The 26,174-nt window shown below is 75.3% G+C and carries 24 protein-coding genes and 1 riboswitch; of the genes, 14 read left to right on the top strand and 10 right to left on the bottom strand.

Annotation, left to right across the window (positions count from 1 at the left end; translation table 11 throughout):
- Positions 1-225: 225 nt before the first annotated feature.
- The 4 genes from ACZ4U4_RS13305 to ACZ4U4_RS13290 all read left to right on the top strand — a co-directional run bounded on the left by ACZ4U4_RS13305 (position 226) and on the right by ACZ4U4_RS13290 (position 2,785).
- Positions 226-1,173, top strand: a complete 948-nt coding sequence (locus tag ACZ4U4_RS13305; protein WP_467872630.1) for an ATP-grasp domain-containing protein — start codon at positions 226-228, stop codon at positions 1,171-1,173.
- A 49-nt stretch (positions 1,174-1,222) separates the two neighbouring features.
- A complete protein-coding gene (locus ACZ4U4_RS13300) occupies positions 1,223-1,648 on the top strand; it encodes an ATP-binding protein (protein WP_467872628.1) in 426 nt (141 codons plus the stop codon).
- A 238-nt stretch (positions 1,649-1,886) separates the two neighbouring features.
- Positions 1,887-2,234, top strand: coding sequence for an ArsR/SmtB family transcription factor (locus tag ACZ4U4_RS13295; protein WP_467872625.1), 348 nt, complete (start codon positions 1,887-1,889; stop codon positions 2,232-2,234).
- A gap of 56 nt (positions 2,235-2,290) precedes the next feature.
- Positions 2,291-2,785, top strand: coding sequence for a peptidylprolyl isomerase (locus ACZ4U4_RS13290; protein ID WP_467872623.1), 495 nt, complete (start codon positions 2,291-2,293; stop codon positions 2,783-2,785).
- A gap of 118 nt (positions 2,786-2,903) precedes the next feature.
- Here the strand turns inward: ACZ4U4_RS13290 and ACZ4U4_RS13285 are convergent, their stop codons facing one another.
- Both ACZ4U4_RS13285 and ACZ4U4_RS13280 read right to left on the bottom strand, forming a co-directional pair.
- Positions 2,904-3,899 (bottom strand): SDR family NAD(P)-dependent oxidoreductase, encoded by a 996-nt coding sequence (locus tag ACZ4U4_RS13285; protein WP_467872620.1) that lies wholly within the window; start codon positions 3,897-3,899, stop codon positions 2,904-2,906.
- Between the two features lie 60 nt (positions 3,900-3,959).
- Positions 3,960-5,471 carry an aminotransferase class I/II-fold pyridoxal phosphate-dependent enzyme gene (locus tag ACZ4U4_RS13280; RefSeq protein ID WP_467872617.1) on the bottom strand — a complete coding sequence of 504 codons (1,512 nt, stop codon included), beginning with the start codon at positions 5,469-5,471 and terminating at the stop codon, positions 3,960-3,962.
- Positions 5,472-5,764: 293 nt separating this feature from the next.
- Here ACZ4U4_RS13280 and ACZ4U4_RS13275 point away from each other — a divergent pair, with 293 nt between their 5' ends.
- Complete coding sequence (locus ACZ4U4_RS13275; RefSeq protein ID WP_467872615.1) at positions 5,765-6,184, top strand: PPOX class F420-dependent oxidoreductase; 420 nt, start codon at positions 5,765-5,767, stop codon at positions 6,182-6,184.
- Between the two features lie 49 nt (positions 6,185-6,233).
- Here ACZ4U4_RS13275 and mmsB read toward each other — a convergent pair whose 3' ends face one another.
- The 6 genes from mmsB to ACZ4U4_RS13245 all read right to left on the bottom strand — a co-directional run bounded on the left by mmsB (position 6,234) and on the right by ACZ4U4_RS13245 (position 13,158).
- Positions 6,234-7,154 carry a 3-hydroxyisobutyrate dehydrogenase gene (mmsB, locus tag ACZ4U4_RS13270; RefSeq protein ID WP_467872613.1) on the bottom strand — a complete coding sequence of 307 codons (921 nt, stop codon included), beginning with the start codon at positions 7,152-7,154 and terminating at the stop codon, positions 6,234-6,236.
- On the bottom strand, positions 7,148-8,227 hold the full coding sequence (locus ACZ4U4_RS13265; RefSeq protein WP_467872611.1) for an enoyl-CoA hydratase/isomerase family protein: 1,080 nt from the start codon (positions 8,225-8,227) through the stop codon (positions 7,148-7,150). Before ACZ4U4_RS13265 ends, mmsB begins: the two co-directional genes overlap by 7 nt.
- Entirely contained in the window at positions 8,224-9,378 is a 1,155-nt protein-coding gene (locus ACZ4U4_RS13260; protein WP_467872609.1) for an acyl-CoA dehydrogenase family protein, read from the bottom strand. Before ACZ4U4_RS13260 ends, ACZ4U4_RS13265 begins: the two co-directional genes overlap by 4 nt.
- The gene (locus tag ACZ4U4_RS13255) at positions 9,375-10,874 is read right to left on the bottom strand and encodes a CoA-acylating methylmalonate-semialdehyde dehydrogenase (protein ID WP_467872607.1); all 1,500 of its coding nucleotides are present in this window, start codon (positions 10,872-10,874) and stop codon (positions 9,375-9,377) included. The genes ACZ4U4_RS13260 and ACZ4U4_RS13255 overlap by 4 nt, the downstream gene beginning before the upstream one ends.
- Positions 10,875-11,150: 276 nt before the next feature.
- A riboswitch (cobalamin riboswitch) is annotated at positions 11,151-11,330 on the bottom strand.
- Positions 11,331-11,404: 74 nt separating this feature from the next.
- Positions 11,405-12,046, bottom strand: coding sequence for a CBS domain-containing protein (locus ACZ4U4_RS13250; protein ID WP_467872604.1), 642 nt, complete (start codon positions 12,044-12,046; stop codon positions 11,405-11,407).
- 113 nt (positions 12,047-12,159) lie between these two features.
- Positions 12,160-13,158 (bottom strand): YdcF family protein, encoded by a 999-nt coding sequence (locus ACZ4U4_RS13245; protein ID WP_467872602.1) that lies wholly within the window; start codon positions 13,156-13,158, stop codon positions 12,160-12,162.
- A 224-nt stretch (positions 13,159-13,382) separates the two neighbouring features.
- On the opposite strand from ACZ4U4_RS13245, the gene ACZ4U4_RS13240 reads away from it, so the two are divergent.
- Positions 13,383-14,294, top strand: coding sequence for a universal stress protein (locus ACZ4U4_RS13240; protein WP_467872600.1), 912 nt, complete (start codon positions 13,383-13,385; stop codon positions 14,292-14,294).
- 66 nt (positions 14,295-14,360) lie between these two features.
- Complete coding sequence (locus ACZ4U4_RS13235; RefSeq protein WP_467872598.1) at positions 14,361-15,194, top strand: universal stress protein; 834 nt, start codon at positions 14,361-14,363, stop codon at positions 15,192-15,194.
- A 58-nt stretch (positions 15,195-15,252) separates the two neighbouring features.
- On the opposite strand, the gene ACZ4U4_RS13230 is transcribed toward ACZ4U4_RS13235, so the two are convergent.
- Entirely contained in the window at positions 15,253-15,906 is a 654-nt protein-coding gene (locus tag ACZ4U4_RS13230; protein ID WP_467872596.1) for a CBS domain-containing protein, read from the bottom strand.
- Positions 15,907-16,256: 350 nt separating this feature from the next.
- On the opposite strand from ACZ4U4_RS13230, the gene ACZ4U4_RS13225 reads away from it, so the two are divergent.
- The 5 genes from ACZ4U4_RS13225 to ACZ4U4_RS13205 all read left to right on the top strand — a co-directional run bounded on the left by ACZ4U4_RS13225 (position 16,257) and on the right by ACZ4U4_RS13205 (position 22,325).
- A complete protein-coding gene (locus tag ACZ4U4_RS13225) occupies positions 16,257-17,024 on the top strand; it encodes an HAD family hydrolase (protein WP_467872594.1) in 768 nt (255 codons plus the stop codon).
- Entirely contained in the window at positions 17,021-19,402 is a 2,382-nt protein-coding gene (locus tag ACZ4U4_RS13220) for a glycoside hydrolase family 65 protein (protein ID WP_467872592.1), read from the top strand. Before ACZ4U4_RS13225 ends, ACZ4U4_RS13220 begins: the two co-directional genes overlap by 4 nt.
- The gene (locus tag ACZ4U4_RS13215) at positions 19,377-20,798 is read left to right on the top strand and encodes an Acg family FMN-binding oxidoreductase (protein WP_467872590.1); all 1,422 of its coding nucleotides are present in this window, start codon (positions 19,377-19,379) and stop codon (positions 20,796-20,798) included. Before ACZ4U4_RS13220 ends, ACZ4U4_RS13215 begins: the two co-directional genes overlap by 26 nt.
- A 29-nt stretch (positions 20,799-20,827) precedes the next feature.
- Positions 20,828-21,730 (top strand): universal stress protein, encoded by a 903-nt coding sequence (locus ACZ4U4_RS13210; RefSeq protein ID WP_467872587.1) that lies wholly within the window; start codon positions 20,828-20,830, stop codon positions 21,728-21,730.
- 103 nt (positions 21,731-21,833) lie between these two features.
- Entirely contained in the window at positions 21,834-22,325 is a 492-nt protein-coding gene (locus ACZ4U4_RS13205) for a universal stress protein (protein WP_467872585.1), read from the top strand.
- Positions 22,326-22,335: 10 nt separating this feature from the next.
- Here ACZ4U4_RS13205 and ACZ4U4_RS13200 read toward each other — a convergent pair whose 3' ends face one another.
- Complete coding sequence (locus ACZ4U4_RS13200) at positions 22,336-23,184, bottom strand: dienelactone hydrolase family protein (RefSeq protein WP_467872583.1); 849 nt, start codon at positions 23,182-23,184, stop codon at positions 22,336-22,338.
- A 305-nt stretch (positions 23,185-23,489) separates the two neighbouring features.
- Here ACZ4U4_RS13200 and ACZ4U4_RS13195 point away from each other — a divergent pair, with 305 nt between their 5' ends.
- Both ACZ4U4_RS13195 and ACZ4U4_RS13190 read left to right on the top strand, forming a co-directional pair.
- Complete coding sequence (locus ACZ4U4_RS13195; protein WP_467872581.1) at positions 23,490-24,770, top strand: chloride channel protein; 1,281 nt, start codon at positions 23,490-23,492, stop codon at positions 24,768-24,770.
- Positions 24,771-24,848: 78 nt separating this feature from the next.
- Complete coding sequence (locus tag ACZ4U4_RS13190; RefSeq protein ID WP_467872578.1) at positions 24,849-26,081, top strand: MFS transporter; 1,233 nt, start codon at positions 24,849-24,851, stop codon at positions 26,079-26,081.
- The last annotated feature ends 93 nt before the right edge of the window (positions 26,082-26,174 follow it).

Raw genomic sequence — 26,174 nt, 5'->3', positions numbered from 1 at the left:
CCCCCCCCCCCCCCCCCCCCCCCCCCCTTTCCCCCCCCCCCCCCCCCCCCCCCCCCTCCCCCCCCCCCCCCCCCCCCCCCCCTCTCCCTCCCCCGCCGTGCCGTCCCGCGCCCGCAGCCCGCGACCTCGGCGGCCGGGCTGCGGGCGCCCGCGTAGGATCCCGCATGTCAAAGGTCAAGGATCTGCCGGGCGGACGGTGGACGTGCGGCGATCGGGGTGGCATCGATGAGGCTCTGCTTCCTGGTGGAGGAGGAGTACCGCCACGACGGGATGCCCCGGGAGGTGATCGCCCAACTCGGCGCCTGGGGCCACGCGGTGGACATCATCCGGCCCGGCCGCTCCCTGCTGCCGCTGACCTCCGCCCTCACCGCCGGCGACCACGACGCGTGGGTGCTCAAGACCGTCTCCGGCGGCCCGGGCCTCACCCTGCTGGAGGCCGCCGCGCACACCGGCCTGACGACGGTCAACGACGTGCGGGCCATCCGCGGCGTCCGCGACAAGGCGCTCGCCGCGATCATCGCCCGCACCCACGGGCTGCCCGTCCCGGTGACGTACGCGGCCGTGTGCGCCGCGGAGTTCGCGCGGATACCCGAGGCGGAGTTCCCGCTCGTGGTCAAACCCGCCGACGGCAGCTCCGGGCGCGCCGTCCGGCTGGTCCGCGACCCGGGCGAGCTGACCACCACGGACCACGGACCCGCCGCCGGGCTGCTGATCGCCCAGCCGTACGTCCCCAACTCCGGTACCGACCTCAAGGTCTACAGCGTCGCCGGGGAGCTGTTCGCCACCGAGCGCCGCTCGCCGCTCCACCCCGGGCACGCGGTCCGCGAGCGGCGCGTCCCGCTCTCCGCCGAGGTCGCCCGCATCACCGCCGAGACGGGCGCCGCGTTCGGCCTCGATCTCTACGGCGTCGACGTCCTGTTCGGGCCCGACGGCCCGGTGGTCGTCGACATCAACGACTTCCCCAGCTTCCGTCAGGTCCCGGACGCCGTCGCCCGGGTGTCCGCCGCCGTCCTCCGCCTCGCCCGGCGCGACCCCGGCGCCCTGACCGCCCCGCCGCTCCCGGTCCCGGTCGCCGTTCCGGCGCAGCCCGCGGCGCACGGACGCCCCGTCCGACCGTACGGAGCCGCACCACCTCCTGGACCTGCGGAATTGCGAAAGTTGGCAATTGATTAGATGCTGTGGCGATGACCTTTGCATCAGGACCCGGCCACCGGGCGGCGCGGTGATCGCGGGGCTGGAATCGCTGCGGCAGCGCCACGTCCTCACCCTGCCCACCGTCCCGGCCGCGGTCCGGATGGCGCGGGAGACCGCCGAGCAGGTCCTCGCGGAGTGGCACATCGGCGCGCGCCACCCGACCGTCGGACCGGCGCTGCTGATCCTCGCCGAGCTGGTCACCAACAGCGTCCGGCACGCCGCACCGCTCTCCACCCAGCTGACCGTCGTCTACGCGGCCCGCCGGGACCGGCTGGTCGTCGCGGTCCACGACCGGCACCCGTACCTGCCGACGCTGTACGGCGCGACGGTCGGCAGCGAGGACGGCGGACTCGCCACCGTCATGGAGCTCACCCTCGGTCTGGGCGGCACCGCCGGGGTGCTCCCGGACGCGGACGGCAAGGGCAAGACCGTCCGGGTCTGTCTGCCCCTGTGAGCCGGTCCGCGCGCCGCCGGGCGCCCGCCGGGGCCGCCTCCGGTGACCGGCGGAGTTGATAATCTTGGCGATTGCCGAGGTCACCACGTCGGCCTCAGGTGGCTCCGGATCCCGCGCGCGTCGGCCGCCCGTCACCGCGCGGGAGGAGGAAACCGATGTCGTCGACGAGCGGATGGACGCGGTACGCCGCGGAGGGCCCGACCGGGTGCTCCCGCCGCGCCGGAGAAGTGGGGGCGCGATGAGTACGCCGCTGTACCAACTCAAGGCCGAGTTCTTCAAGACACTGGGGCACCCGGCGCGGATCCGCGTCCTGGAGCTGCTGAGCCGGCGGGAGCACGCGGTGGCGGAGCTGCTGCCCGAGGTCGGTCTCGAACCGGCGCATCTGTCGCAGCAGCTCGCGGTCCTGCGGCGGGCGAAGCTGGTCACCACCCGCAAAGAGGGCTCGACCGTCCACTACTCCCTGGCCAACCCGCAGGTCGCGGAGTTGCTCAGGGTCGCCCGGACGATCCTCACGGGCGTCCTCGCCGGACAGGCCGAGCTCCTCGCCGATCTGCGGGCCACCACGAACGACACCCCGGCGCCGTAGGCCCGGGTCCGAGGGCGGCGCACGGGACGGGGTACACCGGGTGCCACAATGCCTCCATGAGCACCAACGTATTTTTCGACATCACCATCAACGACCAGCCCGCGGGTCGCATCGTCTTCAAGCTGTACGACGACGTCGTGCCGAAGACCGCCGCGAACTTCCGTGAGCTCGCCACCGGCCAGCACGGCTTCGGCTACGCCGGCTCCGGCTTCCACCGCGTGATCCCGCAGTTCATGCTCCAGGGCGGTGACTTCACCAACCACAACGGCACCGGTGGCAAGAGCATCTACGGCGAGAAGTTCGCCGATGAGAACTTCCAGCTCAAGCACGACCGGCCGTTCCTGCTGTCGATGGCCAACGCCGGCCCGAACACCAACGGCTCGCAGTTCTTCATCACCACCGTCGTCACCTCCTGGCTCGACGGCAAGCACGTCGTCTTCGGCGAGGTCGTCGAGGGCCAGGAGCTGGTGAGCAAGATCGAGGGTCTGGGCTCGCAGAGCGGTGCCCCGCAGGCCAAGGTCACCATCGACAAGTCCGGCGTCGTCGCCTGACACCCGCACCACCGACGGGCCCCGGCACCGTCGGCCGAGCGCGCCCCCGGCACCCCGCCGGGCGGCGCGCTCGGCCGTTTCCGGGGCGCGGAACGCGTCAATCTGCGGTCGGATCCCGTCACCGGTCTTTGCGGATGCGTGCGTTGCAGCGGGCCGCGCCGCGGCGGTCGAGGAGGCCGAGGACGGCGCGCAGCCGGGGCGCGGGCGGCTGGTCGGCGTCGGCGACCTCGGCGCCGGTCACCGTCGCCGGGGCGTCGCCGCGCGGCAGTACGCGGGCGACGGCGGCCATCAGCCGGCCGGTGGTCACCGGGGCCACGCCGCCCGCCACGGCGCCGAGCCGGGCGGCCGGGGTGAGGACGATCCGCGGGCGGCGGCGCCGGATCCCGGTGACGATCCGGTCGGCGGCCCGTTCGGCGTCCATGGAGAGCAGCGGCAGCCCGGCCAGCGCCGAGAACCAGGCGTACTCCCGCCGCCGGTCGCCGCCGAAGTACGCCCGCCCGGGCGCGCCGGTGCGCACCGGTCCCGGGTGGACGGCGGTGACGGTGACGCCGTGCGCCGCCTCCTCGGCGCGCAGCCCCGCCGCGAGGGCGCCGACGGCCGATCCGGCGCAGGCGTACGGCACCAGATGCGGTACGGGCACCGGCGCGCCCACCGACCCGATCAGCCCGAGACGGCCGCCGACGGGGCTGCGCCGCAGGTGGGGCAGGGCGGCGAGGGAGGTGTGCAGGGCGCCGGTGAACACCGCGTCCAGCGCCTGGCGGAAGCCGTCGGGGCCGAGCGCCTGCGCCGGGCCGACCTGAAGGAAGCCCGCGTCGGCGACGGTGATGTCGATGCCGCCCTCGTCCTCGGCGATCTCCGCGAACCGGTCGCGGACCGCCGCCGCGTCCCGTACGTCGCAGACGACGCCGCGCACCGGGCCCCCGGCGCTGCGCCCGGCGAGCCGGACCGCCCGGTCGAGTTCGGTGGCGTCCGGGGCGAGCAGCACCACCCGGCAGCCGTACTGCGCGAAGCGGCGGCCGAGGAGGAGGCCCAGTCCGCGGGAGCCGCCGGTGACGACGGTGGTGAGGCCGCCGATGTCCGGTGCGGCGGTCAGCACGTCGCGGGCTCTGGTCATGGCGCACCTTCCGGCCCGGGGTGCCGCCGCGGACGCGGGGCGGGAGCGGAGATTTCCGCGTCAACGGTACGTCGGCGGGGGTTCCGGCGCGCGGTGGGCGGGGCGCTCCGCGCGGACGCGCAGGGTGGCCAGCCGCGGGTCGACGGCGTCGGGGACGTTCATGCCCCCGGCGACACCGGTGCGCAGATAGGCGAGGACAGGTTCGGTGAGACGTTCGCCGGGCAGGACGGCGGGGATGCCGGGCGGGTACGGCGTCAGCATCTCGGCGGCGGTCCGCCCGGCGGCCTCCGCCGCGGGGACGTCCTCGACCGGGCCGAAGAAGGCGTCACGCGGCAGGCACACCTGCTCCAGCCGGAGCGCGGAAGGCTCCGGGACCTGCACCGCGGGGGCGGTGGGCAGGCCCGGTGCGGCAGCGGCGGCGGCGCGGACCGCGGCGAGCAGCGCGGTCGTGGTCTCCCGGTCGTCGGCGTGGGTGAGCTGGGTGTTGATCCGCCGGTGGTCGGCGAGGTGGGCGTCGATCCGGCGGTGGGCGCGCAGCCAGTCGGCGATCTGGTAGCCGGTGACGCCGAGGCCGGAGACGTCGATGACGACGGGCAGCGGATCGAGGTCGTCCGCGAGGCCGGGGCCGCAGAAGTCGGTGCGGTCGTTCACGTGCAGACCGTCGATCGCCTCGATCTCCGCGCGGACCTGTGCGGCGAAGCCGAGGGCGCGGCCCATGAGGTCCCGGCCGTGCTGGACCATCTGGCGGCGCCACCCGTCGAGTCCGGCGTAGATCGGGACGGCGGGGCTGGTGGTGCCGAGCAGGTCGGCGCGGGTCTTGAGCAAGGCGGGGTCGACGAGGTCACCGCCGAGGTGGAAGACGGAGCCCTGTTCGAGGCCGCTGCCCATCTTGTGGATGCTGGTGACGCAGATGTCGGCGCCGGCGTCCATCGCCCAGGACGGCAGGTCGGGGTGGAACGGCAGATGGGCGCCCCATGCCTCGTCCACGATCAGCGGGCGGCCGTGCCGGTGGCAGACGGCGGCGAGCCCGGCGAGGTCGGCGCAGCTGCCGTACGGGGTAGGGCTGGTGATCAGCGCGCCGCGGGCGTCCGGGTGGGCGGCGAAGGCGTCGGCGACGTCCTGTGCGGACGGTGGGTGGGCGAGATGGCGTTCGGCGTCCCAGCGGGGGTTGAGCCAGACGGGCCGGATGCCGGAGAGGATGAGGCCGGCGACGACCGATTTGTGGGCGTCACGGCCGATCAGCAGCTTTTCGTGGGGGCCGGCGACGGCGAGCATGGCCGCCTTGACGGAGAGCGAACTGCCGCAGGTGGAGAAGAAGGTGTGTGCCGCGTGGACGGCCTCGGCCATCAGCCGTTCGGCACGCTCCAGGACCCGGTCGCTGGTGCGCCGGTCGTCGAGCCCCCCGGAGGCCAGGACGTCCCCGAGGAAGGCCGCATCGCCCAGCACCGCACGGACCCGTGGGTCCGCGCCCCGCGCCTGCTTGTGTCCGGGCGGGCTGAAGGGCAGCCGGTCCGCGCGGTGGTAGGCGGCCAGTGCCTCCAGGACCGGTGCCTCGTTCTGGTCGAGTGGCATGGCGCACGTGTTCCCGGGCCGCTGCCGCGCCAATCAGGGCGTTCGGGTGCCGTCGGGGCTGTGGGGTCTGTGGGGGCTTTCCGGTCCTCCGGGTGACGAAGACCGGAAGGGCCGTCGCGGGTGGTGACCGGGCCGGCCGGTTCGTCCCGGTTCACGGGAGCGGCCCTCGCGGGATGGCGGTCCGGGCGGGGAGCGGACAGCATGTCCCGGGGGCTCCGGTGCCCGCGGCAGGCGGCCCGGCGTCCGTCACCCGCCCGTTCCCGTCCACCGGCCCCGACCGTGAGGTGTGCCCCATGTCGAAGCCTCCGCTGCCCGAGGCAGCCACCGCCATGCTGGCGAAGGCCAACCCCGCCGTCATCGCGACCCTGCGGCCGGACGGCCAGCCCGTCTCCACGGCCACCTGGTACCTCTGGGACAGTGGCCGCGTCATGGTCAACATGGACGAGGGCCGCCGGCGGCTGACGCACGTCCGCGACGATCCGCGGGTGACGCTCACCGTGCTCGACGAGGGCGACTGGTACACCCATCTCAGCCTCGTCGGCCGCGTCACCGAGCTGCGGCCGGACGGGGAGCTGAAGGACATCGACCGGCTGGCCCGGCACTATCTCGGCACTCCGTACCCGCGGCGGGACCGGGCCCGGGTGACCGCCTGGATCGAGATCGACCGGTGGCACGGCTGGGGCGCCCACAAGGACAGCGCGCAGGCCGGATGACCGGGCCGGGGCCCGCACCGCGACGGGCCCCGGTCTCACCCCGTGCAGGTCAGGACGGGCCCTCCGGCGCCGTCCGCGGGGTGCCGGAGCGTTCCCGGATGGCCGCCACGATGGCGGAGAAGTCGCGGTCCGCTCCCCCGGCGGCGCCGAACTCCTCGTACAGCCGGGCCGCCTGGAGGCCGAGCCGGGCGTCGACCCCTCCGGCGCGGGCGGCGTTGGCGGCCAGGCCCAGGTCCTTCGCCATGAGGGGGGCGGCGAAGCCGGGGCGGTAGCCGCGGTTGGCGGGGCTGGTCGGGACGGGGCCGGGGACCGGGCAGTTGGTGGTCAGCGCCCAGCACCGGCCGGACGCGGCGGCGGCGACGTCGTAGAGCGCCTGGTGGGACAGGCCCAGGCTCTCGCCGAGGACGAACGCCTCGCTGACCGCGATCATCGAGATGCCGAGGATCATGTTGTTGCAGATCTTCGCGGCCTGTCCGGCGCCCGCGTCGCCGCAGTGGACCACCTTCTTCCCCATGGCCGCGAGGAGCGGTTCGGCCTCGGCGAACGCGGCCGCGCCGCCGCCTACCATGAAGGTGAGGGTGGCCGCCTCGGCGCCCACCACCCCGCCGGAGACGGGAGCGTCCAGTGCCCGGTGGCCCGCGTCGGTGGCCGCCCGGTGGGCGTGGCGGGCGTCGGCCACGTCGATGGTGGAGCAGTCGACGAAGAGGGTGCCCGGCGCGGCGGCGGCGAGCAGGCCCTCGTCCCGGTAGAGCGCGAGGACGTGGCGGCCCATGGGGAGCATGGTGACGACCACGTCGGCGCCGGCCGCGGCCTGCGGTGCCGAGGCGGCGGGGGTGACGCCCGCAGCCGCGGCCGCGGCCAGGGACGCGGCGTCGAGGTCGTATCCGCACACCTGGTGACCTGCGCGGACGAGGTTGGCGGCCATGGGGCCGCCCATGTGGCCGAGTCCGATGAAGGCGATGTTCACCACGGGACCTCCTGGGGTGCGGCGTCGGTGACCAGCCGCAGCGGCCGGTCGTCGGGCGGGGCGAAGAAGCGCGCCACGTCGTCGTCGGTGACCTCGGCGAGGGTGGCGGGCGACCAGCGGGGCGTGCGGTCCTTGTCGATCACCTGGGCGCGGATGCCCTCGGCCAGGTCGGGGGCGGTGAGCGCGGCGCAGGAGACGCGGTACTCCTGCTCCAGCACCGCCTCCAGCGGGCCGAGGCCGGGGGCCCTCCGCAGGGCGGCGAGGGTGACCTTCAGCGAGGTGGGCGAGGCGGCGAGGAGCGTGGTGGCGGCCTCCTTCGCGGCGGACAGGCCGCTGCCGAGGAGCCGGTCCACGATCTCCTCGACGGTGTCCGCCGCGAAGGCGTGGTCGATCCACCCGCGGTGTGCGTCGAGGCGGCCGGGCGGCGCCTCGCCGACGAAGGCCGGAAGGACGTCGTGGACCTCGCGGTCGGCCAGCGCGGTGCGGAGGTCCGGCAACCGGTCGGCCGGGACGAAGTGGTCGGCAAGTCCGCAGCGCAGCGCGTCCCCGGCGGCGACCGGCTGCCCGGTCAGCGCGAGGTAGGTGCCCAGCTGACCGGGGGCGAGCGCCAGCAGATGGGTGCCGCCGACGTCGGGGACGAAGCCGATACCGGTCTCCGGCATGGCGATCCGGGTCCGTTCGGTGACGATGCGGACGGTGCCGTGTGCGGAGAGGCCGACGCCGCCGCCCATCACGATGCCGTCCATGAGCGCCACATACGGCTTGGGGTAGCGGGCGATGCGGGCGTTGAGGCGGTACTCGTCGCGCCAGAAGGCGGCCGAGGCTCCGCCGCCGTCCGCGCGGATGTCGTCGTGGATGGCGCGGATGTCGCCGCCCGCGCAGAGTCCGCGCTCCCCCGCGCCGGTGAGGACCACGGTCCGGACGGCCGGGTCGTGCTCCCAGGCGTCCAGCGTCTCGGAGATCTTGCGGACCATGGGGTGGGTGAGGGCATTGAGGGCCCAGGGGCGGTTGAGGGTGAGGAGGCCGGTGCGGCCCGTCACCTCGGCCAGGACCGTGCCGTCGTCGGATGCGGTCACCGGGCGACCTCCGTCAGGCCGCGGGCCACGATGAGCCGCATGATCTCGTTGGTCCCTTCCAGGATCTGGTGGACCCGGAGGTCCCGGACGATCTTCTCGATGCCGTACTCGCTCAGATAGCCGTAGCCGCCGTGGAGTTGCAGGGCCCGGTCGGCGACGGTGTAGCCGGTGTCGGTGGCGAACCGCTTGGCCATCGCGCACAGCTGCGGCGCCTGCGGGTCGCCGCCGTCCAGGGCGTCGGCGGCCTGCCGCACCAGGGCGCGGGCGGCGGCGAGTTCGGTCGCCATGTCGGCGAGGCGGAAGCGGAGCGCCTGGGCGTCGAGCAGCGGGGCGCCGAACGCCTCCCGGTCGGCGAGGTGGGCCAGGCTGCGGTGGAGGGCGCTGCGTCCGCCGCCGAGCGAACAGGCGGCGATGCCGAGGCGGCCGCCGTTGAGGCCCGCCATGGCGATGCGGAAGCCGTCGCCCTCGGCGCCGAGCATCCGGTCGGCGCCGACGCGGACGCCGTCGAGCACCACCTGCCGGGTGGGCTGCGCGTTCCACCCCATCTTCTGCTCGTCGGGCCCGAACGACAGCCCCGGATCGTCGCGTTCGACGACGAAGGCGGAGATGCCGCCCGGCCCCTCGCCGCCGGTGCGGGCCATCACGATGTAGACGTGGGAGGTGCCGGCGCCGGAGATGAACTGTTTGACGCCGGTGAGGACGTAGTGGTCGCCGTCGCGGACGGCGCGGGTGCGCAGGGCGGCGGCGTCGGAGCCGGCGCCCGGTTCGGTGAGGCAGTAACTGCCGAGTGCGTCCATGGCGCAGAGACCGGGCAGCCAGCGGGCGCGCTGGGCGGCGTCGCCGTGGTGGTCGATCATCCAGGCGACCATGTTGTGGATGGAGAGGTATCCGGCGATGGAGGGGCAGCCGGTCGCCAGGACCTCGAAGACGACGACGCCGTCGGCGCGGCTCAGCCCGGAGCCGCCGTACTCCTCACGTACGTAGATGCCGCCGAGGCCCAGTCCGGCGGCCCGGCGCAGGACGTCGACGGGGAAGTGCTTGTCGCGGTCCCAGGCGACGGCGTGCGGGGTGAGGTGTTCCTCGGTGAAGTCGAGGGTGACCTCGGCGAGGGCGAGCTGGTCCTTGGTGAGGGTGGTGGTCATCGCCCTCATCCCATCGTCGGCAGGGTGAAGCTCGCGCCTTCCTTGACCCCGGAGGGCCAGCGCGAGGTGACGGTCTTGGTGCGGGTGTAGAAGCGGATCGCGTCGGGCCCGTGCTGGTTCAGGTCGCCGAAGCCGGACCGCTTCCAGCCGCCGAAGGTGTGGTACGCGACGGGCACCGGGATCGGGACGTTGACGCCGACCATGCCGGTGTCGACGCGGCGGGTGAAGTCGCGGGCGGTGTCGCCGTCCCGGGTGAAGATCGAGACGCCGTTGCCGTACGGGTGCGCGCTGGGCAGCCGCAGCGCCTCCTCGTAGTCGGCGGAGCGCACCACGGCGAGCACCGGGCCGAAGATCTCCTCGCGGTAGATCCGCATGGCGGGGCTGACCTTGTCGAAGAGGGAGGCGCCGGCGAAGAAGCCGTTCTCGTGGCCGGGGAGGGTGAAGCCACGGCCGTCGACGACGAGTTCGGCGCCCTCGTTGACGCCGATGTCGACGTAGCGGCGCACCCGGTCGACGGCGTCGCGGCCGACCATCGGGCCGAAGTCGGCGTCCGGGTCGTCGGAGGTGCCGATGCGCAGGGTGCCCATGCGCTCCTTGAGGCGGGCGACGAGGCGGTCGGCGGTCTCCTCGCCCACCGGGACGGCGACGGAGACGGCCATGCAGCGCTCGCCCGCGGAGCCGAACCCGGCGCCGATCAGCGCCTCGACGGCCTGGTCGAGGTCGGCGTCGGGCATCACGATCAGGTGGTTCTTGGCGCCGCCGAAGCACTGGGCGCGTTTGCCGTGGCGGGCGGCGGTGGCGTAGACGTCGGCGGCGATCGGGGTGGAGCCGACGAAGCCGACGGCCTGGACGCGGGGGTCGGCGAGGAGGGTGCCGGCCGCCTCCTTGCCGCCGTTGACGACGTTCAGCACGCCGGGCGGCAGACCGGCCTCCAGGAAGAGTGCGGCGAGCCGCAGCGGGACGGACGGGTCGCGTTCGGAGGGCTTGAGGATGACGGCGTTGCCGCAGGCCAGGGCGGGTGCGGCCTGCCAGAGCGGGATCATCGCGGGGAAGTTGAACGGGGTGATCCCGGCGACGACGCCGAGCGGGCGGCGCAGCGAGTGCACATCGATGCCGCGGCCGGCGTTGTCGGTGAACTCGCCCTTGAGCAGATGCGGGATCCCGGCGGCGAACTCCACGACCTCCAGGCCGCGTTGGAGGTCGCCGTGGGCGTCCGCGACGGTCTTGCCGTGTTCGGAGGAGAGCAGCCGGGCGAGCTGTTCCCGTTCTTCTTCGACGAGTTGGAGGAATTTCAGCAGGACGCGGGCGCGCCGCTGCGGGTTCCACTCGGCCCATTCGGGCTGGGCCGCGGCGGCGTCGGTGATCGCCCGCTCGGTGTCGGCCCGCCCGGCGAGCGGGACGCGGGCCTGGACCTGCCCGGTGTTGGGGTCATGGACATCGGCGAAGAGCCCCGAGGTGCCCGGGGCGGGGGCGCCGCCGATGAAGTGCGTCAGTTCACGGACCATGAGATGCCTGCTCTCGTCAGGTGCGATCCGGGGAGGGCGCGGCAGGCCGGGGGCGCACCCGGTGGGGTGCGGGCACGGCATACCGCGGGACACGATGGCCGGGGCCGTCGCGGGGTCGGGGTGCGGCCGGGGGCGTCGCGCGGGGGCGGGCGCCGCCGGGCGCCGTCACGAGCGCCGCGTCAAGCCCTTCGGGCGGCTGCCGCCGCTCGGCGCGCCGGTTCACCTGGGTCGTGGAAACGGACCGGTGCCATGCGTGTCTGCTCCATCCTCGTGGACAACACGGAACACCCCGCGGCCGGTATCCTGACTCCCGGATCTGCGCGCGCCCTTGGCCTTCCCGACGGTGTTTCCTCCGTCAGTGGCCTTCTCTCGCCGAAGGGCGTACTCCCCGGTCACAGTGGCGGGACCGCGCCGGATTCACACCGGCTTCCCTGCACCGCGGGCCTTGGCCCCGAAGATATAGTTGGACGTCCTAGTAAGTCCACCCCCACCCGCCGGGCGGTTGCCGCGGCGGGTGGGGGCGTCTCAGGTCAGACGGGCTCCGGCGGCTCGACCGGCTCCCGGCTCTTCAGGACTGCGCGGTCGTCCGTCTCGTAGGTGAGGCGGTTGATCACCTCGACGACGCCGTCGACGCTCTCGCACAGCCGCACCGCCACGACGACCAGGCTGCGGCGCGCGAGGGTGCCGCTGAGCGTGACCGTGCCGTCCGAGACCTCCACGGTGACGGCGGACGGCGGGACGTTCAGCGTGCGGGTCAGCACGTCCTCCAGGATCTCCTCCTGGATCGCGCGGTCGCGCCGCAGGAAGAGCTGGACGAGGTCGCCGCGGCTGAGCACGCCGATGAGCAGCCCCTCCTCGTCGACCACCGGCAGGCGCTTGACGCCCTTCTCCTCCATCACCCGGGCCGCCCGGATCGCGCTCCACTGCGGGCGCGCCACGACGGCGGGGCTGGTCATGAGCGAGGCGGCGGTGTTCGACGGTGTCCGGTCGATGTGCCGTCGCAGCAGATCGGCCTCGGAGACGACGCCGAGCGTGCGGCCCGCCTCGTCCACCACCGGTACCGCGCTGATGTCGTACTCGTCCAGCAGCCGCGCGATCTCACCGAACGCCGTGCCGAGCTGTACGGCGACGGCGCCGGGCGTCATCAGATCGGCGACACTGCGGTGCCTCATCGTGTTCTGGTCCCTCCCGATATCCGCCCCAACGGGATATCTGCGGTCCATTGTCGCGCGTCCCCCGGCGACGTTGTCCGGTACCTCCGGAGGAGGGCCGCGGCCGGTCCGTCTCAGGTCCGGGTCGCGACGAAGGCCACCAGGGCGATCAGGGCGGCGCAGACGCCCAGATTGACCAGCTTGTGCTCCCAGAACACCGCGACGAACTCGCGGAGGGTGGCGCTCGGCCAGAAGTACCTCGCGGTCGGCGAACCCAGCACCTGGCCCGGGACGCCGGACTGGCGGGCCGTCATGGCGGCGCGGAAGGCGTGGAAGTTGTTGGTGACGACGACGCAGCGGTAGTCGCGCTTCCCGGCGGTCATGACCTCGTGGCTGAAGCGCAGGTTCTCGTCGGTGGTCCGGGAGCGGTTCTCCTCCTGGACGTGATCGGCCGGGGCGCCCTGCTCGACCAGCCAGCGGGCCATCGCCTCGGCCTCCGGCAGCTTCTCGTCCGGGCCCTGGCCGCCGGAGGTGAGCAGCACCGGCGCCGGGCCGCCGCGGGCGATCTGCGCGTCGTGGATCTCCAGGCCCTTGCGCAGCCGGGAGGCGAGCAGCGGCGGCACCCGCTCGCCGCCGATCAGTCCGGAGCCCAGCATGACGACGTAGTCGACGTCGCCGCGGACCGCGATCCGCCCGTAGAGGAAGGCGTAGGCGAGGAAGCAGAGGAAGAGGAAGGAGAGGTAGGCGGAGAGGAGGAGCACCGCTACGGCGGCGGGGAGGGCGGGCGTGCCCCGCAGGTGCCCCAGCGACAGCAGCAGGACGATCAGGCCGAAGACGGCCACGCCCAGCAGACCGGAGAGGAGGTTGGCCGGGCGGAGCCCTTCCTTGCGGGCCATGGTGATGCCGTTGGCGATCAGGAAGCCGCCGAGCGCCAGCACGCCGACGACGGGCACGGAGAAGACCAGCAGATAGACCACGACGGCCGCACCGGTGGGCAGCTGGCTCACTCTGCCGAGGAGCCAGCCCGAGAGGCTGATGAGCGCCAGTCCGAGGAGGACCGCGTTACGGAAACGGCGGCGGTCCTTCCAGATGCTGAGACCGAGGAGAGCGAAGAGGAGGGCGGTCATGATCATGCCCGAAGTATGCAATGCCGCCGCGCCACTCCGCCGCCCGCTGCCGCGCCCGGGACCGATCCGTGACAGGGCAGGTCAGCAGGGGTCCGGCGGGGGTTTGCGGGCTCGGTGCGCACCCCTCGGGGAGGTCCGGGCGGGCCCCCGGGGCCGGTCGGCCCTGGCGTGGCGGCCGCCGCGGGGTGAGGGTGGAAACAGGCCCCCGGAGCCGGAAGGCGGTGACGAGGATGGAGCTTCCCGTGGTGGTGGGCGTCGACGGTTCCGACGCGAGCCTGGCGGCCGTCGACTGGGCCGCCGACGAGGCCGTACGGCACGGCTGTCCGCTGCGTCTGGTGCACGCCTCACTGTGGGAGCGGTACGAGGGCGTGGTGCCGGATCCGGCCGCTGACCTGCCCGCGGAGCGGCTGCTCGCCGAGACGATCGTCGCCGCCGCGGCCGAACGCGCCGGACAGCGGGCGCCCGGCCTGACCGTCACGGCGGACGTGGCCGCCACCGACGCGGCGACCGCCCTGCTCGACGCGGCGCAGGAGGCCGGTCTCCTGGTCGTCGGGGACCGCGGACGGGGCGCGGTGGCCGGTCTGCTGCTCGGCTCCGTCAGCCTCCTGGTCGCCGCCCGCGCACACTGCCCGGTCGTCGTCGTACGAGGGGACCGGCAGGCCCTGGACGGCGAGCACGGGCGGGTGCTGCTGGGCATCGGCGACCACGACGTGGACTCCCCGGCCGTGCGGTTCGCGTTCCGCGCGGCGGCGGCGCGGGACGCGGAGCTGGACGCGGTCCGCACCTGGCGGCGGCCGCTCCACGAACCGGCCGACCATCCGCTGCTGGCCGGTGAGCCCGGCACGTACCACGAACAGCGCGCCGGGGAACTGCTCGACGAGGCGCTGGCGGCCGCGGTCCGCGACCACCCCGGGGTGCGGCTGCGCCGGAGTACGCCCGAGGGGCCCGCGCGCCGGACGCTGACCGAGCGGTCGTCCGCCGCCGATCTGCTGGTTCTCGGGGCGCGGCGGCGCGGCGGCGTCTTCGGGCGGGAGTTCGGCGGCGTCGTCCACCGGGCGCTGCACCATGCGGCCTGTCCGGTGGCCGTCGTCCCGCTGGGGCGCCCGGCCACCGCCGAGGCGCCCGAGGAGGAGGAACCGTGAGTGGGACGGCCGGCGGCGGTTCCGTGGGACGGAGCCGGAGCTGAGGGACGGGGTGCGGAGCCGGAGATGAACGACATCCTGGTCGGTGTGGACCCGCAGAAGCTGTCGGTCCCGGCACTGGTGTGGGCCGCCGACGAGGCAGCCCACCGCAGGGAGCGGCTGCGGCTGGTCACCGTCGCGCCGCCGCTGCGGTACGGCGCGTTCACCCGCCGCAGCACCCTGCTGATCCGCGCGCAGTCGGCCCTGGCGACGGCGGAGGACCTGGTACGGGAGCTGCACACCGGGCTGTGGACCGCTACGGAGTTCCTGGACGGGCCGCCGGTCGCCGTGTTGCAGGACCGGACGGCGGACGCCGCGCTCGCGGTGCTGGGGTCGCGGCACCGGCGCCTCGCCGAGGTCCTCGGTGAGGCGTCGGTGGCGATCCCGGTGGCCGCGCGCGCCCACTGTCCGGTCGTGGTGGTCCGCGCCCCCGAGCGCCCGGCGATCCATCCGCCGCTGGTCGTCGTCGGGGTGGACGGCGGCGCGGGCTGCCGGGCGGCCGTCGGCTTCGCGGTGGCCGAGGCGGCGCTGCGCGAGGCCCGGCTGCGGGCGGTCTGGGTGTGGCCCGGCCCGTTCCCCTACCAGGACGACACCGAGGAGGACCTGGCCGAACGCCGCCGTGCCCTGGCCGAGGCGGTCGCGGGCTGGGCCGAGCGCTACCCCGAGGTCCCCGTGGAACAGCAGGTCGTGCGGGGCCGCCCGGTCGAGGAGCTGAGCCGGGTCTCGTACGCGGCCCTCGCGGTGGTCGTCGGCCGCGGGAGCCACGGCGGGCGGTGCGGCGGGCGGCTCGGGTCGACGGTCCACGGGTTGCTGCACCGTGCGGCGTGTCCGGTGGTCGCGGTGCCGCCCGCGGAGGGGTGAGGCCCGAGGACGGCGGGTGGGCGGCTTCCGCCGGTGGCCGCGCGCGGGCGGTGGGGCGCTACGGGGCCGGCCGGGCCGTGAGGGCGCACCGTACGTCCACCACGCCCTCCACGGCGCGGGTCAGGCGGGCGGCGACCGGGACGACCGCGGTGTCGGTGACCTCGCCGGAGAGGGTCACGACGCCGGCTTCGACGGTGACGCCGATCCGCCGGTGCGCGTCCGGGAACAGCGGCTCGACGACCTCGCGGCGCACCTCGGCCGCGAGGTCCCGGTCCGGGCGGAGGAACACCTTGAGTAGGTCGGCGCGGCTGACGATGCCGCGGAGGGCCCCGTCCTCGTCGACGACCGGCAGCCGTTTGACGTGGTGGGTGGCCATCAGGCGGGCGGCCTGGGGCAGGGACGCCCCGGTGCCGACGGTGACGGCGGGCGCGGCCATGAGGTCCTCGGCCCGGCGGGAGCCCGCCTTGGCGGTGGCGTCGAGGCGGCGCCGCTGCTCGATCAGCCCGGTGCGGTGGTCGCGGAACTCCTCCTTCGCCAGCAGATCGGCCTCGGACACCACCCCGACGACCCGGTCCGCCGCCTCGACGACGGGCACGGCGGTCACCTTCCGCCGGGCCATCGCCGCGACGATCTCCTTGAAGCCGGCGTCCCGCCGGACCGCGACGACCTGCCGCGTCATCACATCGGCGACGGTGAAGTGCTGGGCGGTCATGGGGCTTTCCTCATCGTGCGGGGTGCGGGCCGCGTACGGGATCGGACCGGTGGGCGGCGCGGGCGCTCCGCGCCGTCCGGGCTGCGGGCGGCCTGCTCCCACCGTCTCCCGCCGGGGTGTTCGGCGCATGCCGGGCCGGCGGGGCCGCGCAGGCCGCCGGGCGGGGAGGAGCCGCCCCGTGTGCCGGGACGAGGCCGCCCCGGTTGCGGCCGTGCGGGTTCGCGGAACCCTGGTAAGGGACCACGGCCGACCGGGGCCCGGGAGCGGGCGCTCCCCCGGCGGGGCCTGCGGCCCGGGGGCCGTCCCGGGGCGCCCGGACGGTCCGTACGCCGTGCGCGAGGAGGCTTCAGGTGAACTCCCCCGGCCCGCCGACCGGCCCGCTGCACGCGGTCGTCCTGGACACCGACGGCGTCCTCCTCGACTCCGCCCGGCTGCACGCCGCGGCGTGGAAGACCGCACTGGACGCCTGCCTCCGGGCGGTCGCGGACGGCGCGCAGCCGCCGTTCGACGCCGACGCGGACTACCGCCGGTTCGTCGACGGGAAATCCCGCCACGACGGGGCGGCCGCCTTCCTCACCGCCCGGGGCATCGGTCTCCCGACGGGCACCCCGGGCGATCCGCCCGGCTTCGGCACCGTGTGGGCGGTCGCCGCGGCCAAGGAGCAGGCGTTCACCGAGCGGGTACGGAGCGAGGGCGTCACCGCGTTCCCGGACGTCGCACCGGCGCTGCGGGCGCTGCGCGCCGACGGGGTGCCGTGCGCCGCGGTGTCGGCCTCCCGGCACGCCCGCGACCTGCTCGCGACCGCCGCGCTCGACCGGCTCCTCACCGTGATCGTGGACGGCGTGGACGCCGCCCGCCACGGTCTCGCCGGGAAGCCCGACCCGGCGCTCTTCCTGCACGCCACCGGCCTGCTCGGCGCCCGCCCGGCAAGGACCGCGGTGGTCGAGGACGCGCTCGCCGGGGTGCAGGCGGCCCGGCGGGGCGGCTTCGGACTCGTCGTCGGCATCGACCGGACCCCGGACGGCGCCGCATCCGCCGCACTGCGCGAGGCGGGCGCCGACGAGACGGCCGACGCGCTGACGGCGCTGGTCGGACGCGTACGGAGGGAGCACGGATGACGGACCCCGACTGGCGCTACGACCGCTACGCCCCGGAGCGGGAGCGGCTGGTCGAGGCGCTCTGCACGCTCGGCAACGGCCGGTTCGCCACCCGCGGCTCCGCCCCCGAGTGCCCGGCCGGCCCCGTCCACTACCCGGGCACCTATCTGGCGGGCTGCTACGACCGGCGCACCTCGGAGATCGCGGACCGCCGGATCGAGAACGAGGACCTGGTCAACCTGCCCAACTGGACGCTGCTGCGCTACCGCTGCCGGCCCGACGACGCCCCGCCCGGCCCCTGGTTGACGCCCGCCACGGCGCGCCACTGCACCACCCGCCTCGATCCGCGGACCGGCGTCCTGATGCGGGACCTGTTCTTCGAGGACGCCGACGGGCGCGGGCTGCGCGTCCGCCATCTGCGGATCGTCCACATGGCGGACCCGGATCTGGCGGCGCAGCGCACGCTCTTCCGCGCCTACGGCTGGCGCGGCGCCGTCGAGGTCGAGTCCGTGCTCGACGGTGCCGTCACCAACAGCGGCGTGGAGCGCTACCGCAACCTCGAAGGGCGGCATCTCACGGAGCACCGGGCAGGGTTCCGGCCCGGTGGCATCGCCTGGCTCACCTGCCGCACCACCGACCCGGGCATCCGGATCGCGCTGGCCGTCCGTACCGAAACCGTCCCGGAGTGCCCCGCCCGGGAGACCGTCACGGAGACCGGGGCCGTCCGGACGTACCGGCTGCCGCTGGCGCCCTGCCGCACGGCGACGGTGGTGAAGACCCTGGCCCTGCGCTCCTCGCTGGACCGGCCGGTCGCCGATCCCCTCACCGCCGCCTGCGACGGGGCCGCCCGGGCACCGGCGCTGCCGCAGCTGCTCGCCACCCACGAGGCGGCCTGGGCGCGGCTGTGGGAGCAGGGTGAGCTGGAGGTGCCGGGCGAGGCGGGCCGGATTCTGCGGCTGCACCTGTTCCATCTCCTCCAGACGCTCTCCCCGCACACCGCCGACCTCGACGCCGGTGTCCCCGCGCGCGGGCTGCACGGGGAGGCGTACCGGGGGCACATCTTCTGGGACGAGCTGTTCGTGCTGCCCTATCTCGGTCTGCACTTCCCGGAGGTGGCGCGGTCCCTGCTCCTGCACCGGTACCGGCGGCTCCCGGCCGCGCGGGCGGCGGCGCGCCGCGCGGGCCTCCCGGGCGCCATGTACCCCTGGCAGAGCGCGAGTTCGGGCCGCGAGGAGACGCAGACGCTGCACCTCAACCCGCGCTCCGGGCGCTGGCTGCCCGACCACTCGCATCTCCAGCGCCATGTGGGATCGGCCATCGCCCACAACGTCTGGCGGTACGCGGAGACCACCGGCGACCGCGGGTTCCTGTACTCCGCCGGGGCGGAGATCCTGCTGGCGGTCGCCCGCTTCTGGTCCGGGGTCGCCACCTTCGATCCGGCGCTGGGCCGCTACCGGCTCACCGGCGTCGTCGGCCCGGACGAGTACCACGACGCCTATCCGGACGCCGCCGCACCGGGCATCGACGACAACGCCTACACCAACGCGACCGCCGCGTGGGTGCTCGCCCGCGGGCTCGACCTGCTCGGCGAACTGCCCGCCGCCCGGCGCGCGGAACTGGCCGGGTCCCTCGGCCTCGACGACGCGGAACTGTCCCGCTGGGACGACATGTCCCGACGCCTGTACGTCCCCTTCCATCAGGGCGTGATCAGCCAGTTCGCGGGGTACGGCGAGCTGGCGGAGCTGGACTGGGCGCGCTACCGGGACCGCTACGGCAACATCCGCCGGCTCGACCGGATCCTGGAGGCCGAGGGCGACACCGTCAACCGCTACCAGGCGTCGAAACAGGCCGACGCCCTGATGCTCGGGTACCTCTTCCGCCCGTCGGAACTGGCCACGCTGTTCGCCCGGCTCGGGTACCGGATGGACGACGCGCTGTGGCGCGCGACGCTCGACTACTACCTGCGGCGCAGCAGCCACGGCTCGACGCTCAGCAGCCTCGTCCACGGCTGGCTGCTCACCCGCGGGAAGGGCCCCGGGGCCCTGGAGTTCTGCCGCGAGGCGCTGCTCGGTGATGTCGCGGACCTCCAGGGCGGGACGACGGGCGAGGGCATCCACCTCGGGGCGATGGCGGGCACCGTCGACCTGGTGGAGCGCGGGCTCACCGGCCTGGAGGCGGGCCCGGAGGGGCTGCGGGTGGCGCCGGTGACGCAGCGGGCGATCCCCTGGTTCACGTTCACCTGCTGCATCGGCGCCCACCGGGGCGTGCGGCTGCGGATGCTGCCCGGGCGGCTGGCCGTCCGGGTCCCGGCGTCGTCCCGGGACCCGCTGCCGGTGGCCCTCCCCGGGGACCGGCACCGCACCGTCGCGCCCGGTGAGGAGCGCTGGTTCCGGCTCTGAGACGGCCCGGCGGGCTCGGCGGGAAGGCCGCCGGGACCGGGGCGACCGGCTCCTCGACGCGGTCCTCGCCGTCGGGGCGGAGCTGGAGCTGCCCGAGGTGCCGCGCGGCATCGTGCAGGCGGCCGTGACACCGGTGGACGCCCGCTACGGCGCGCTCGGCGTCATCGGCGCACCTCCGGAGACCCACGAGGCCCCGCCCCCCGGCATGGCCGGGCGGGCTCCACCGCGGCAGAAGCCGGTCGCCCCTCCCGCCGGGTCCCGGGCGGGGACCTGCGGCCTGGTACGAACGGGCCGGAGCGGCGACCCTGGAGGAAACCGGCTGCGTTCGCCGGAACCGGCCGTCTGCCGGAACCGGCCGTTCGCCGTCCGCCCCGTCCAGGAGGTGCCGGTGTCCGCTCCCCCTCTCGACGACACGCTGGTGAGGGCGCTCGTCGCCGACGCCGTCACCGCGCCGTCGCAGCACAACGCCCAGCCCTGGCGGTTCCGGTACACCCGGGCCGACCGCACGCTGACCCTCGCCGCCGACCCCGGGCGCGCCCTGCCGCACACCGACCCCGCCGGCCGCGCCCTCCACCTGGGGTGCGGCGCCGCGCTGCTGAACCTGCGGGTCGCCGCGGCCCACGCCGGACTGCACGCGGCGCCCACCCTGCTGCCCGACCCGGAGCAGCCCGACCTCCTCGCCGCCGTACGCCTCGGCGATCCCGCGGAGCCCGGTGGCCTGGGCCCCGTCGATGCCGACCTCGCCGGGCTGCACGCCGCGGTCCGCGCCCGGCACACCAGCCGGCTGCCGTACACCGACCGGGAGATCCCCCCGGCGGTACGCGCCGCGCTGCTCGCGGCCGCCGCGGCCGAAGGGGCCTGTCTGGCCTTCCTGACCGGTCCGCACCGTGAGACCGTCCTCGACCTGATCGAGCAGGCCGAGGGGTACAACCGGATGGACGAGGCCCGCGACGCCGAACAGCGCCGCTGGACCCGTGCGAGCGCGGACGGACCACCGGCCGACGACGGCGTCCCCGAGTACGCCTTCGGCCCCCGCTCGCCGGACGCCGCCGCGCCGGTCCGGGACTTCGCCGGGCGGCAGGCGCAGCCGGACCGCGCCTACGCCACGTTCGAGTCCCGTCCCCAGCTCGCGACGTTGAGCACGCCCGGCGACGACCCGGCCGACTGGCTGCGGGCGGGACAGGCGCTCCAGCGGGTCCTGCTGCGCGCCACCCGCCGCGGACTCGTCAGCTCCTTCGCGACCCAGCCCGTCGAATGGCCCGAGCTGCGCTGGCTGCTGCGCGACCCGGTGTCCGGCGCCGGCCACGTCCAGACGGTCCTGCGCCTGGGCTACGGGCCGGAGGGGCCCGCGACGCCCCGGCGCCCGGTGGCGCAGGTGCTGACCATCGTGCCGTGAGCGGTCCGCCCGCCGTACGAGGAGGAGCCATGGAACCGGAAGTGATCACCGTGGGGCTGGACGGCAGCACCGAGAGCCTGGCGGCGGCGCGGTGGGCGGCCGAGGAGGCCGAGCGGCGGCGGGCCGTGCTGCGGCTGCTGCACGCCTGGATCCTGCCGGGCTCCGAAGGGCCGCACACCCCGCCGGACCGCGACCGGAACGCCGGTGCCCGGCACCTCGTGGAACAGGCCCTGGACGAGGTCCGTGCCGACCATCCGGACCTGCGGATCATCGAGGACCTGGTCGGCTCCGAGGCCGTACCGGCGCTGCTGCGCGCGGCGGAGGCGTCGCGGCTGCTCGCCCTCGGTTCCCGGGCCCTCACGGCGTGGGAGAGCTATGTCCTCGGCGACGTCAGCCTGGAGGTGGTGGGCCGGGCCGACCGTCCCGTCGTACTCGTCCGGGAGGGCTGGTCGGGGCGTCCGGCGTTCCGCGGGGCCGCGGCGGAGGACGTGCCGCGGCCCGCCCCGCGCGTGGTCGTCGGGATGGGGCTGACGGGCCCCTGTGACGCCCTCCTCGCCTTCGCCTTCGACGCCGCGGCGCGCCGTGGTCTGCCGCTGCACGCCGTGCACGGCCGGGCCCTGCCCGTCACCGTCTACGCGCCCTGGGGCATCGACCCCGACGCCGCCGGGCAGTTCGTCGCGGAGCGGGAGGGGATGCTGCGGGAGACGGTGCGGCCGTGGCGGGAGCGGTTCCCCGGGGTCGAGGTGGCGGTGACGGTGCGGCCGGAGAAGCCGACCCGGGCCCTGGTGCACAGCGCGCCCGGGGCCGTCCTGCTGGCGGTCGGCCGTCGGCGGCGGCACGCCTTCGGCCCCCGGGTGGGGCCGGTCGCGCACGCCGCGATGCACCATGCGGCCTGCCCGGTGGCGGTGGTCCCGGACGAGGAGGCGGCCTGACGGTGTCCCGCTGCGGCGGGGCCGGGTGTGACGGAAGCTGGGGGAAGGGCGTGCACGGGCACGCCGTTCCGGTGCGCCGGAAACCCGTCCCGCGGAGGTCGCCATGGAGAACCGGCAGCAGGACCACGGACGCATCGTCGTGGGCGTCGACGGCTCGGAGCCGTCCCAGGAGGCGCTGCGCTGGGCGTTGCGCCAGGCGGAGCTGACGGGGAGCACCGTCACCGCGGTGATGGCGTGGGAGTACCCGCCGCTCTACGGCTCCGTCGGCTGGATGGACACGCCCCAGGACTTCCGTACGGTCATCGAGCAGTCGGCGTACGAGGAGCTGGTCGGCGCCGTAGCGAAGGTCGTCGAGCCGGGGTCCGGGCCGCCGGTGGAGCCGTTCATCGGGTACGGCACGGCCGCCGGGGTGCTGCTGGAAGCGGCCCGCGGTGCCGATCTGCTGGTCGTCGGCAGCCGCGGGCGCGGCGGTTTCACCGGGGCGCTGCTGGGCTCGGTCAGCCACCACTGCACGGCACACGCCCCGTGCCCGGTGGTCGTCGTCCGCGAGATCGAACCGGCGGAGGACGAGAAACCGGCGGAGGACGAGAAGTAGGGCGCAGGTCTCAGCTGCCGCTCTCCGGTACGGCCGGCCGCTCCCCCAGCAGCCGGGTGCGGAAGAGGTCGAGGACCTGGTCGAGGGCGGCGCGGGTCGGCTGGCCCGGTGCGTCGATCAGATGCTCCGTCACGACGGCGTGCGGTGCGGCGAGTGCCTCGGGGTTGGCGTCCTCGTCGTCCAGTTCCACGGCGACGAACGCGTCCCCCAACTCGCGGCGGAGCGCGGCGAACCTCTCCTCCGGTACGAAGCGGTCGCCGCGGAACCGCATGCCGAGGACGCGCAGATCTCCGCGGGCGCAGCGGTCCTTGACGACGGCCAGCTCCGCCGGGGAGATGTCGATCGTGGAGCGGCGGGAGGCGGTGACCGGCAGCGGCAGCGAGGGCTGGGCGAGGACGGGGGCGAGCAGCCGCTCGTCGGTGGCCATGGCGAGGGCGAAGCCGCCGGTGGCGCACATGCCGATCGCGCCGACGCCGGGGCCGCCGCACCGTTCGTGCTCCTGGGCGGCGAGCGCCCGCAGCCAGCTGACGACCCGGGAGCTGCGACCGGTGGCGAGGAGCGTGAACTCCCGGCTCACACAGAGCTTGACGAACGTGGACCGGACGTACGCCTGGGCCCGCAGCGGGCCGTGCGCCGACGGGTGGGGGTCGCGTCCGGGGACGCCGAACAGGACGGGCAGCACGGCGGTGCACCCTATGGCGGCCACCCGTTCGGCGAACCCGAGGACCTTGGGCGTGATGCCCGGCATCTCGGACATCACGATCACGGCGGGTCCGGTGCCGCGGCGCAGCACCTTCCGGGTGACGCCGTCGTGCGTGAAGGTGGTCCGCCCGAATCCTTCGAGCCCGTGATCCGCCATGGTCGCCCGCCCATCCGATGCCGTCGCCGATACCGCGATACCCCGTATCAGGGGCCGCGCCCGCGGGGGCGCATGCCCCGACGGTGCCAGGGCCCCGCCGTCCGTGTCCCCGTTTTCCCGCGGGTGCGACGCACGCCACGTGGCCGCGCCCCCGGCGTACGGGCACGACACGCGCGCCGGGTCCCGCGCCGCGCGCGCCGGGCCGGGAGACGATGCCCGGCAGGGTCCGGCAGCGGCGCCGGGACCTGCCGGGAAGGCGAGCGATGGGCACAGAGCGGAACGGACGGGCCCGAGGCGGCCGGGCGGTGGAGCAGCCGAACCTGGTCGCACCGGCGGACGTCCCGTCGCTGTCCGCGCGGTTCTGGGTGCTGGTGGTGGCCACCGGGGTGCTGGCGGGGCTCGCGGGCGCCGCGCTGATGGCGCTGCTGCACGCGGCGGCGCATCTGACGTACTCCTACGGTTCGGGGAGTTTCCTGGCCGCGGTCGAACGGGCGGGCGCGGGCCGCCGGGTGGCGGCACTGGCCGCCGCCGGGGTGGTGGCCGGGGCCGGCTGGTGGCTGCTGCGGCGGTGGACGGGGCCCGGCGGTTCGGAGGTGAGCCGGGCGCTGTGGCAGGACGAGGGGCGGCTGCCGCTGCGGCGCAGTCTGGGTACGGCGGTGCTGTCCGTGGTGATCGTGGGCATGGGCGCGTCGCTGGGCCGGGAGGCCGCGCCGCGGCTGGCGGGTGCGGCGCTCGCGTCCCGGCTGTCCGACTGGGCCCGCCTGAACACCGCGCACCGCAGACTGCTGGCCGCCTGCGGCGCCGGTGCGGGTATGGCGTGTGTCTACAACGTGCCGCTGGGCGGGGCGCTGCTCACCCTGGAGGTGATGCTCGGCGTGCTGTCGCTGCGGCTGGCGCTGCCCGCGCTGGCCACCTCGTGCCTGGCCACCGCGGTGTCCTGGACCGTGCTTCCGGCCGGGCCGACCTACCGGCTGCCCCAGGTGCAGCTGTCCGCGTCGCTGCTCGTGTTCGCCCTGGTGATCGGCCCGTTCGCCGGGTGGGTGGCGGTCGGCTGGGTGCGGATGATCCGGATCGCGCACGGGCGGCGGCCGGCGGGGTGGGGGCTGCTGGTCGGGCCGCCGCTGGTGTTCACCGCGGTCGGCGCGCTGGCCGTGCCGTACCCCGAACTGCTCGGCAACGGCAAGGACATCGTCCAGCACACCCTGGGCGGGCAGTTCGGCGTCGCCACCCTGGTGGCGCTCTTCCTCCTCAAACCGCTCGCCACCGCGGGCAGTCTGGGCAGCGGCGCCAGCGGCGGGCTCTTCACCCCGACGCTCGCCACCGGCGCGCTGCTCGGTTCCCTCGCCGGGCAGGGCTGGACGCTCGCCTGGCCGGGTCCGGCCGCGGGCTTCGCGATCATCGGCGCGGCGGCCGTCCTCGCCGCCGCGATGCAGGCGCCGATCGCCGCCGTCGTCCTGGCGCTGGAACTCACCCGCACCCTCGACGCCCTGATGGTCCCGCTGCTCTTCGCGGTCACCGGCGCGGTGCTGGTCTCCCGCCGGCTCGACACCCCTTCGCTGTACTCGGTACGGCTGCCCGCCCAGTGACCGGGGCGTACGGCGGCGGGCGCGCGCCCGGCGTGGCGTGCCGGTGCCACCGGGCGCCGCCCGGTAGGACACTTCCCCATGGACGACCACACCGGACAGCAGTCGCAGCGGGGCGGGCGGAGCGGCTGGTACAGCGCCGGGGTGGGCGGTGTAGGCGCGGCGAGCTTCTTCAGCGACTCCGGGCACGAGATCGCCACCGCCGTGCTGCCGGGCTTCCTCACCGCCACGTTGCACGCCTCGCCGGGGGCGCTCGGCGTGGTCGAGGGGGTCAGCGATGCGCTCACCGGGGTCGCCAAACTGGCGGGCGGCCCGCTGGCCAATTCCCCCGCGCGGCGGGCGAAGATCGCCACCGGCGGCTATCTCGGCACCGCGCTGGCCACCGGCGCCCTCGGCCTCGCGCAGTCCGTGTGGCAGGTCGGCGTCCTGCGCGCCACGGCGTGGGCCTCGCGCGGGATCCGGTCACCGGCCCGGGACGCGCTGCTGGCCTCCCTCGCCCCGCCGGGCGCCTACGGACGCGCCTTCGGCCTGGAGCGGGCCGGGGACAACCTCGGCGCGGTCGTCGGCCCCCTCCTCGCGGCGCTGCTGGTCTCCGTCATCGGCATCCGCGCCACGCTCTGGTGTGCGGCGCTGCCCGGTCTGCTGGCGGCGGTGGCGATCACCTTCGCCGGACGCGAGGCCCGCCGCACCCTCGCGCAGCCCTCCGCCCGGCGCCGTGTCCGGCTCCACCTGGGCGATCTGCGGCGCGCCGGGATGGCCCGTGCGCTGCTGCCGGTGGCGATGTTCGAGATCGGCAACATCGCCGTCACCCTGCTCATCCTGCGCGCCACCCAACTCCTGCACCACGGCGCCCGCGACCTCGCCGCCGCCACCTCGCTGGCCGTGCTGATCTACGCGGCGCACAACGCTTTCGCCGCCGCCGTCGCGTACCTGGGCGGCCACTGGATCGACCGGGCGGGCCCCCGTACCGCCTTCGCCACCGGCGGCGTCCTCTACCTGGCGGCGTACGGCATGTTCGCCGTCCCCTGGCACGGCTGGCCGCCGCTGCTGGCCGCGTTCGTGCTGGCGGGCAGCGGCATCGGGCTGGTCGAGCCCGCCGAGTCGACGCTGGTGGCGGGGATGCTCCCGGACGCGCTGCGCGGCAGCGGCTTCGGGCTGCTCGGACTCGTCCAGTCCTTCGGCGACTTCGCCTCCTCGGCCGTCGTCGGCATCCTGTGGACGGCCTTCGGCCCGGCGGTCGGCTTCGGCTACGCGGCGGCGTGGACCGGCGCGTCGGCGGTGGCGGTGTGGGCGACCGGACGCGGACGGCGCTGACCCCGGCTCCGGCGGAGCGCTCCGCCCCGGGCGCCGGTCCGGACCGGAAACAGGCTTCCTGCCGGATCCACGACCGCTGCGAGGTCTGTGCCG

Source organism: Streptomyces sp. NPDC029159, from assembly GCF_055564055.1.
Note: the sequence above shows the minus strand (reverse complement) of the source record. Positions and strands in the feature narration are given on the sequence as shown.

Coding starts and splice junctions, on each gene's coding strand:
- ACZ4U4_RS13305 (WP_467872630.1), top strand. CDS start 226: ATGAGGCTCTGCTTCCTGGTGGAGGAGGAGTACCGCCACGACGGGATG.
- ACZ4U4_RS13295 (WP_467872625.1), top strand. CDS start 1,887: ATGAGTACGCCGCTGTACCAACTCAAGGCCGAGTTCTTCAAGACACTG.
- ACZ4U4_RS13290 (WP_467872623.1), top strand. CDS start 2,291: ATGAGCACCAACGTATTTTTCGACATCACCATCAACGACCAGCCCGCG.
- ACZ4U4_RS13285 (WP_467872620.1), bottom strand. CDS start 3,899: ATGACCAGAGCCCGCGACGTGCTGACCGCCGCACCGGACATCGGCGGC.
- ACZ4U4_RS13280 (WP_467872617.1), bottom strand. CDS start 5,471: ATGCCACTCGACCAGAACGAGGCACCGGTCCTGGAGGCACTGGCCGCC.
- ACZ4U4_RS13275 (WP_467872615.1), top strand. CDS start 5,765: ATGTCGAAGCCTCCGCTGCCCGAGGCAGCCACCGCCATGCTGGCGAAG.
- ACZ4U4_RS13260 (WP_467872609.1), bottom strand. CDS start 9,378: ATGAGGGCGATGACCACCACCCTCACCAAGGACCAGCTCGCCCTCGCC.
- ACZ4U4_RS13255 (WP_467872607.1), bottom strand. CDS start 10,874: ATGGTCCGTGAACTGACGCACTTCATCGGCGGCGCCCCCGCCCCGGGC.
- ACZ4U4_RS13250 (WP_467872604.1), bottom strand. CDS start 12,046: ATGAGGCACCGCAGTGTCGCCGATCTGATGACGCCCGGCGCCGTCGCC.
- ACZ4U4_RS13245 (WP_467872602.1), bottom strand. CDS start 13,158: ATGATCATGACCGCCCTCCTCTTCGCTCTCCTCGGTCTCAGCATCTGG.
- ACZ4U4_RS13240 (WP_467872600.1), top strand. CDS start 13,383: ATGGAGCTTCCCGTGGTGGTGGGCGTCGACGGTTCCGACGCGAGCCTG.
- ACZ4U4_RS13235 (WP_467872598.1), top strand. CDS start 14,361: ATGAACGACATCCTGGTCGGTGTGGACCCGCAGAAGCTGTCGGTCCCG.
- ACZ4U4_RS13230 (WP_467872596.1), bottom strand. CDS start 15,906: ATGACCGCCCAGCACTTCACCGTCGCCGATGTGATGACGCGGCAGGTC.
- ACZ4U4_RS13220 (WP_467872592.1), top strand. CDS start 17,021: ATGACGGACCCCGACTGGCGCTACGACCGCTACGCCCCGGAGCGGGAG.
- ACZ4U4_RS13210 (WP_467872587.1), top strand. CDS start 20,828: ATGGAACCGGAAGTGATCACCGTGGGGCTGGACGGCAGCACCGAGAGC.
- ACZ4U4_RS13205 (WP_467872585.1), top strand. CDS start 21,834: ATGGAGAACCGGCAGCAGGACCACGGACGCATCGTCGTGGGCGTCGAC.
- ACZ4U4_RS13200 (WP_467872583.1), bottom strand. CDS start 23,184: ATGGCGGATCACGGGCTCGAAGGATTCGGGCGGACCACCTTCACGCAC.
- ACZ4U4_RS13190 (WP_467872578.1), top strand. CDS start 24,849: ATGGACGACCACACCGGACAGCAGTCGCAGCGGGGCGGGCGGAGCGGC.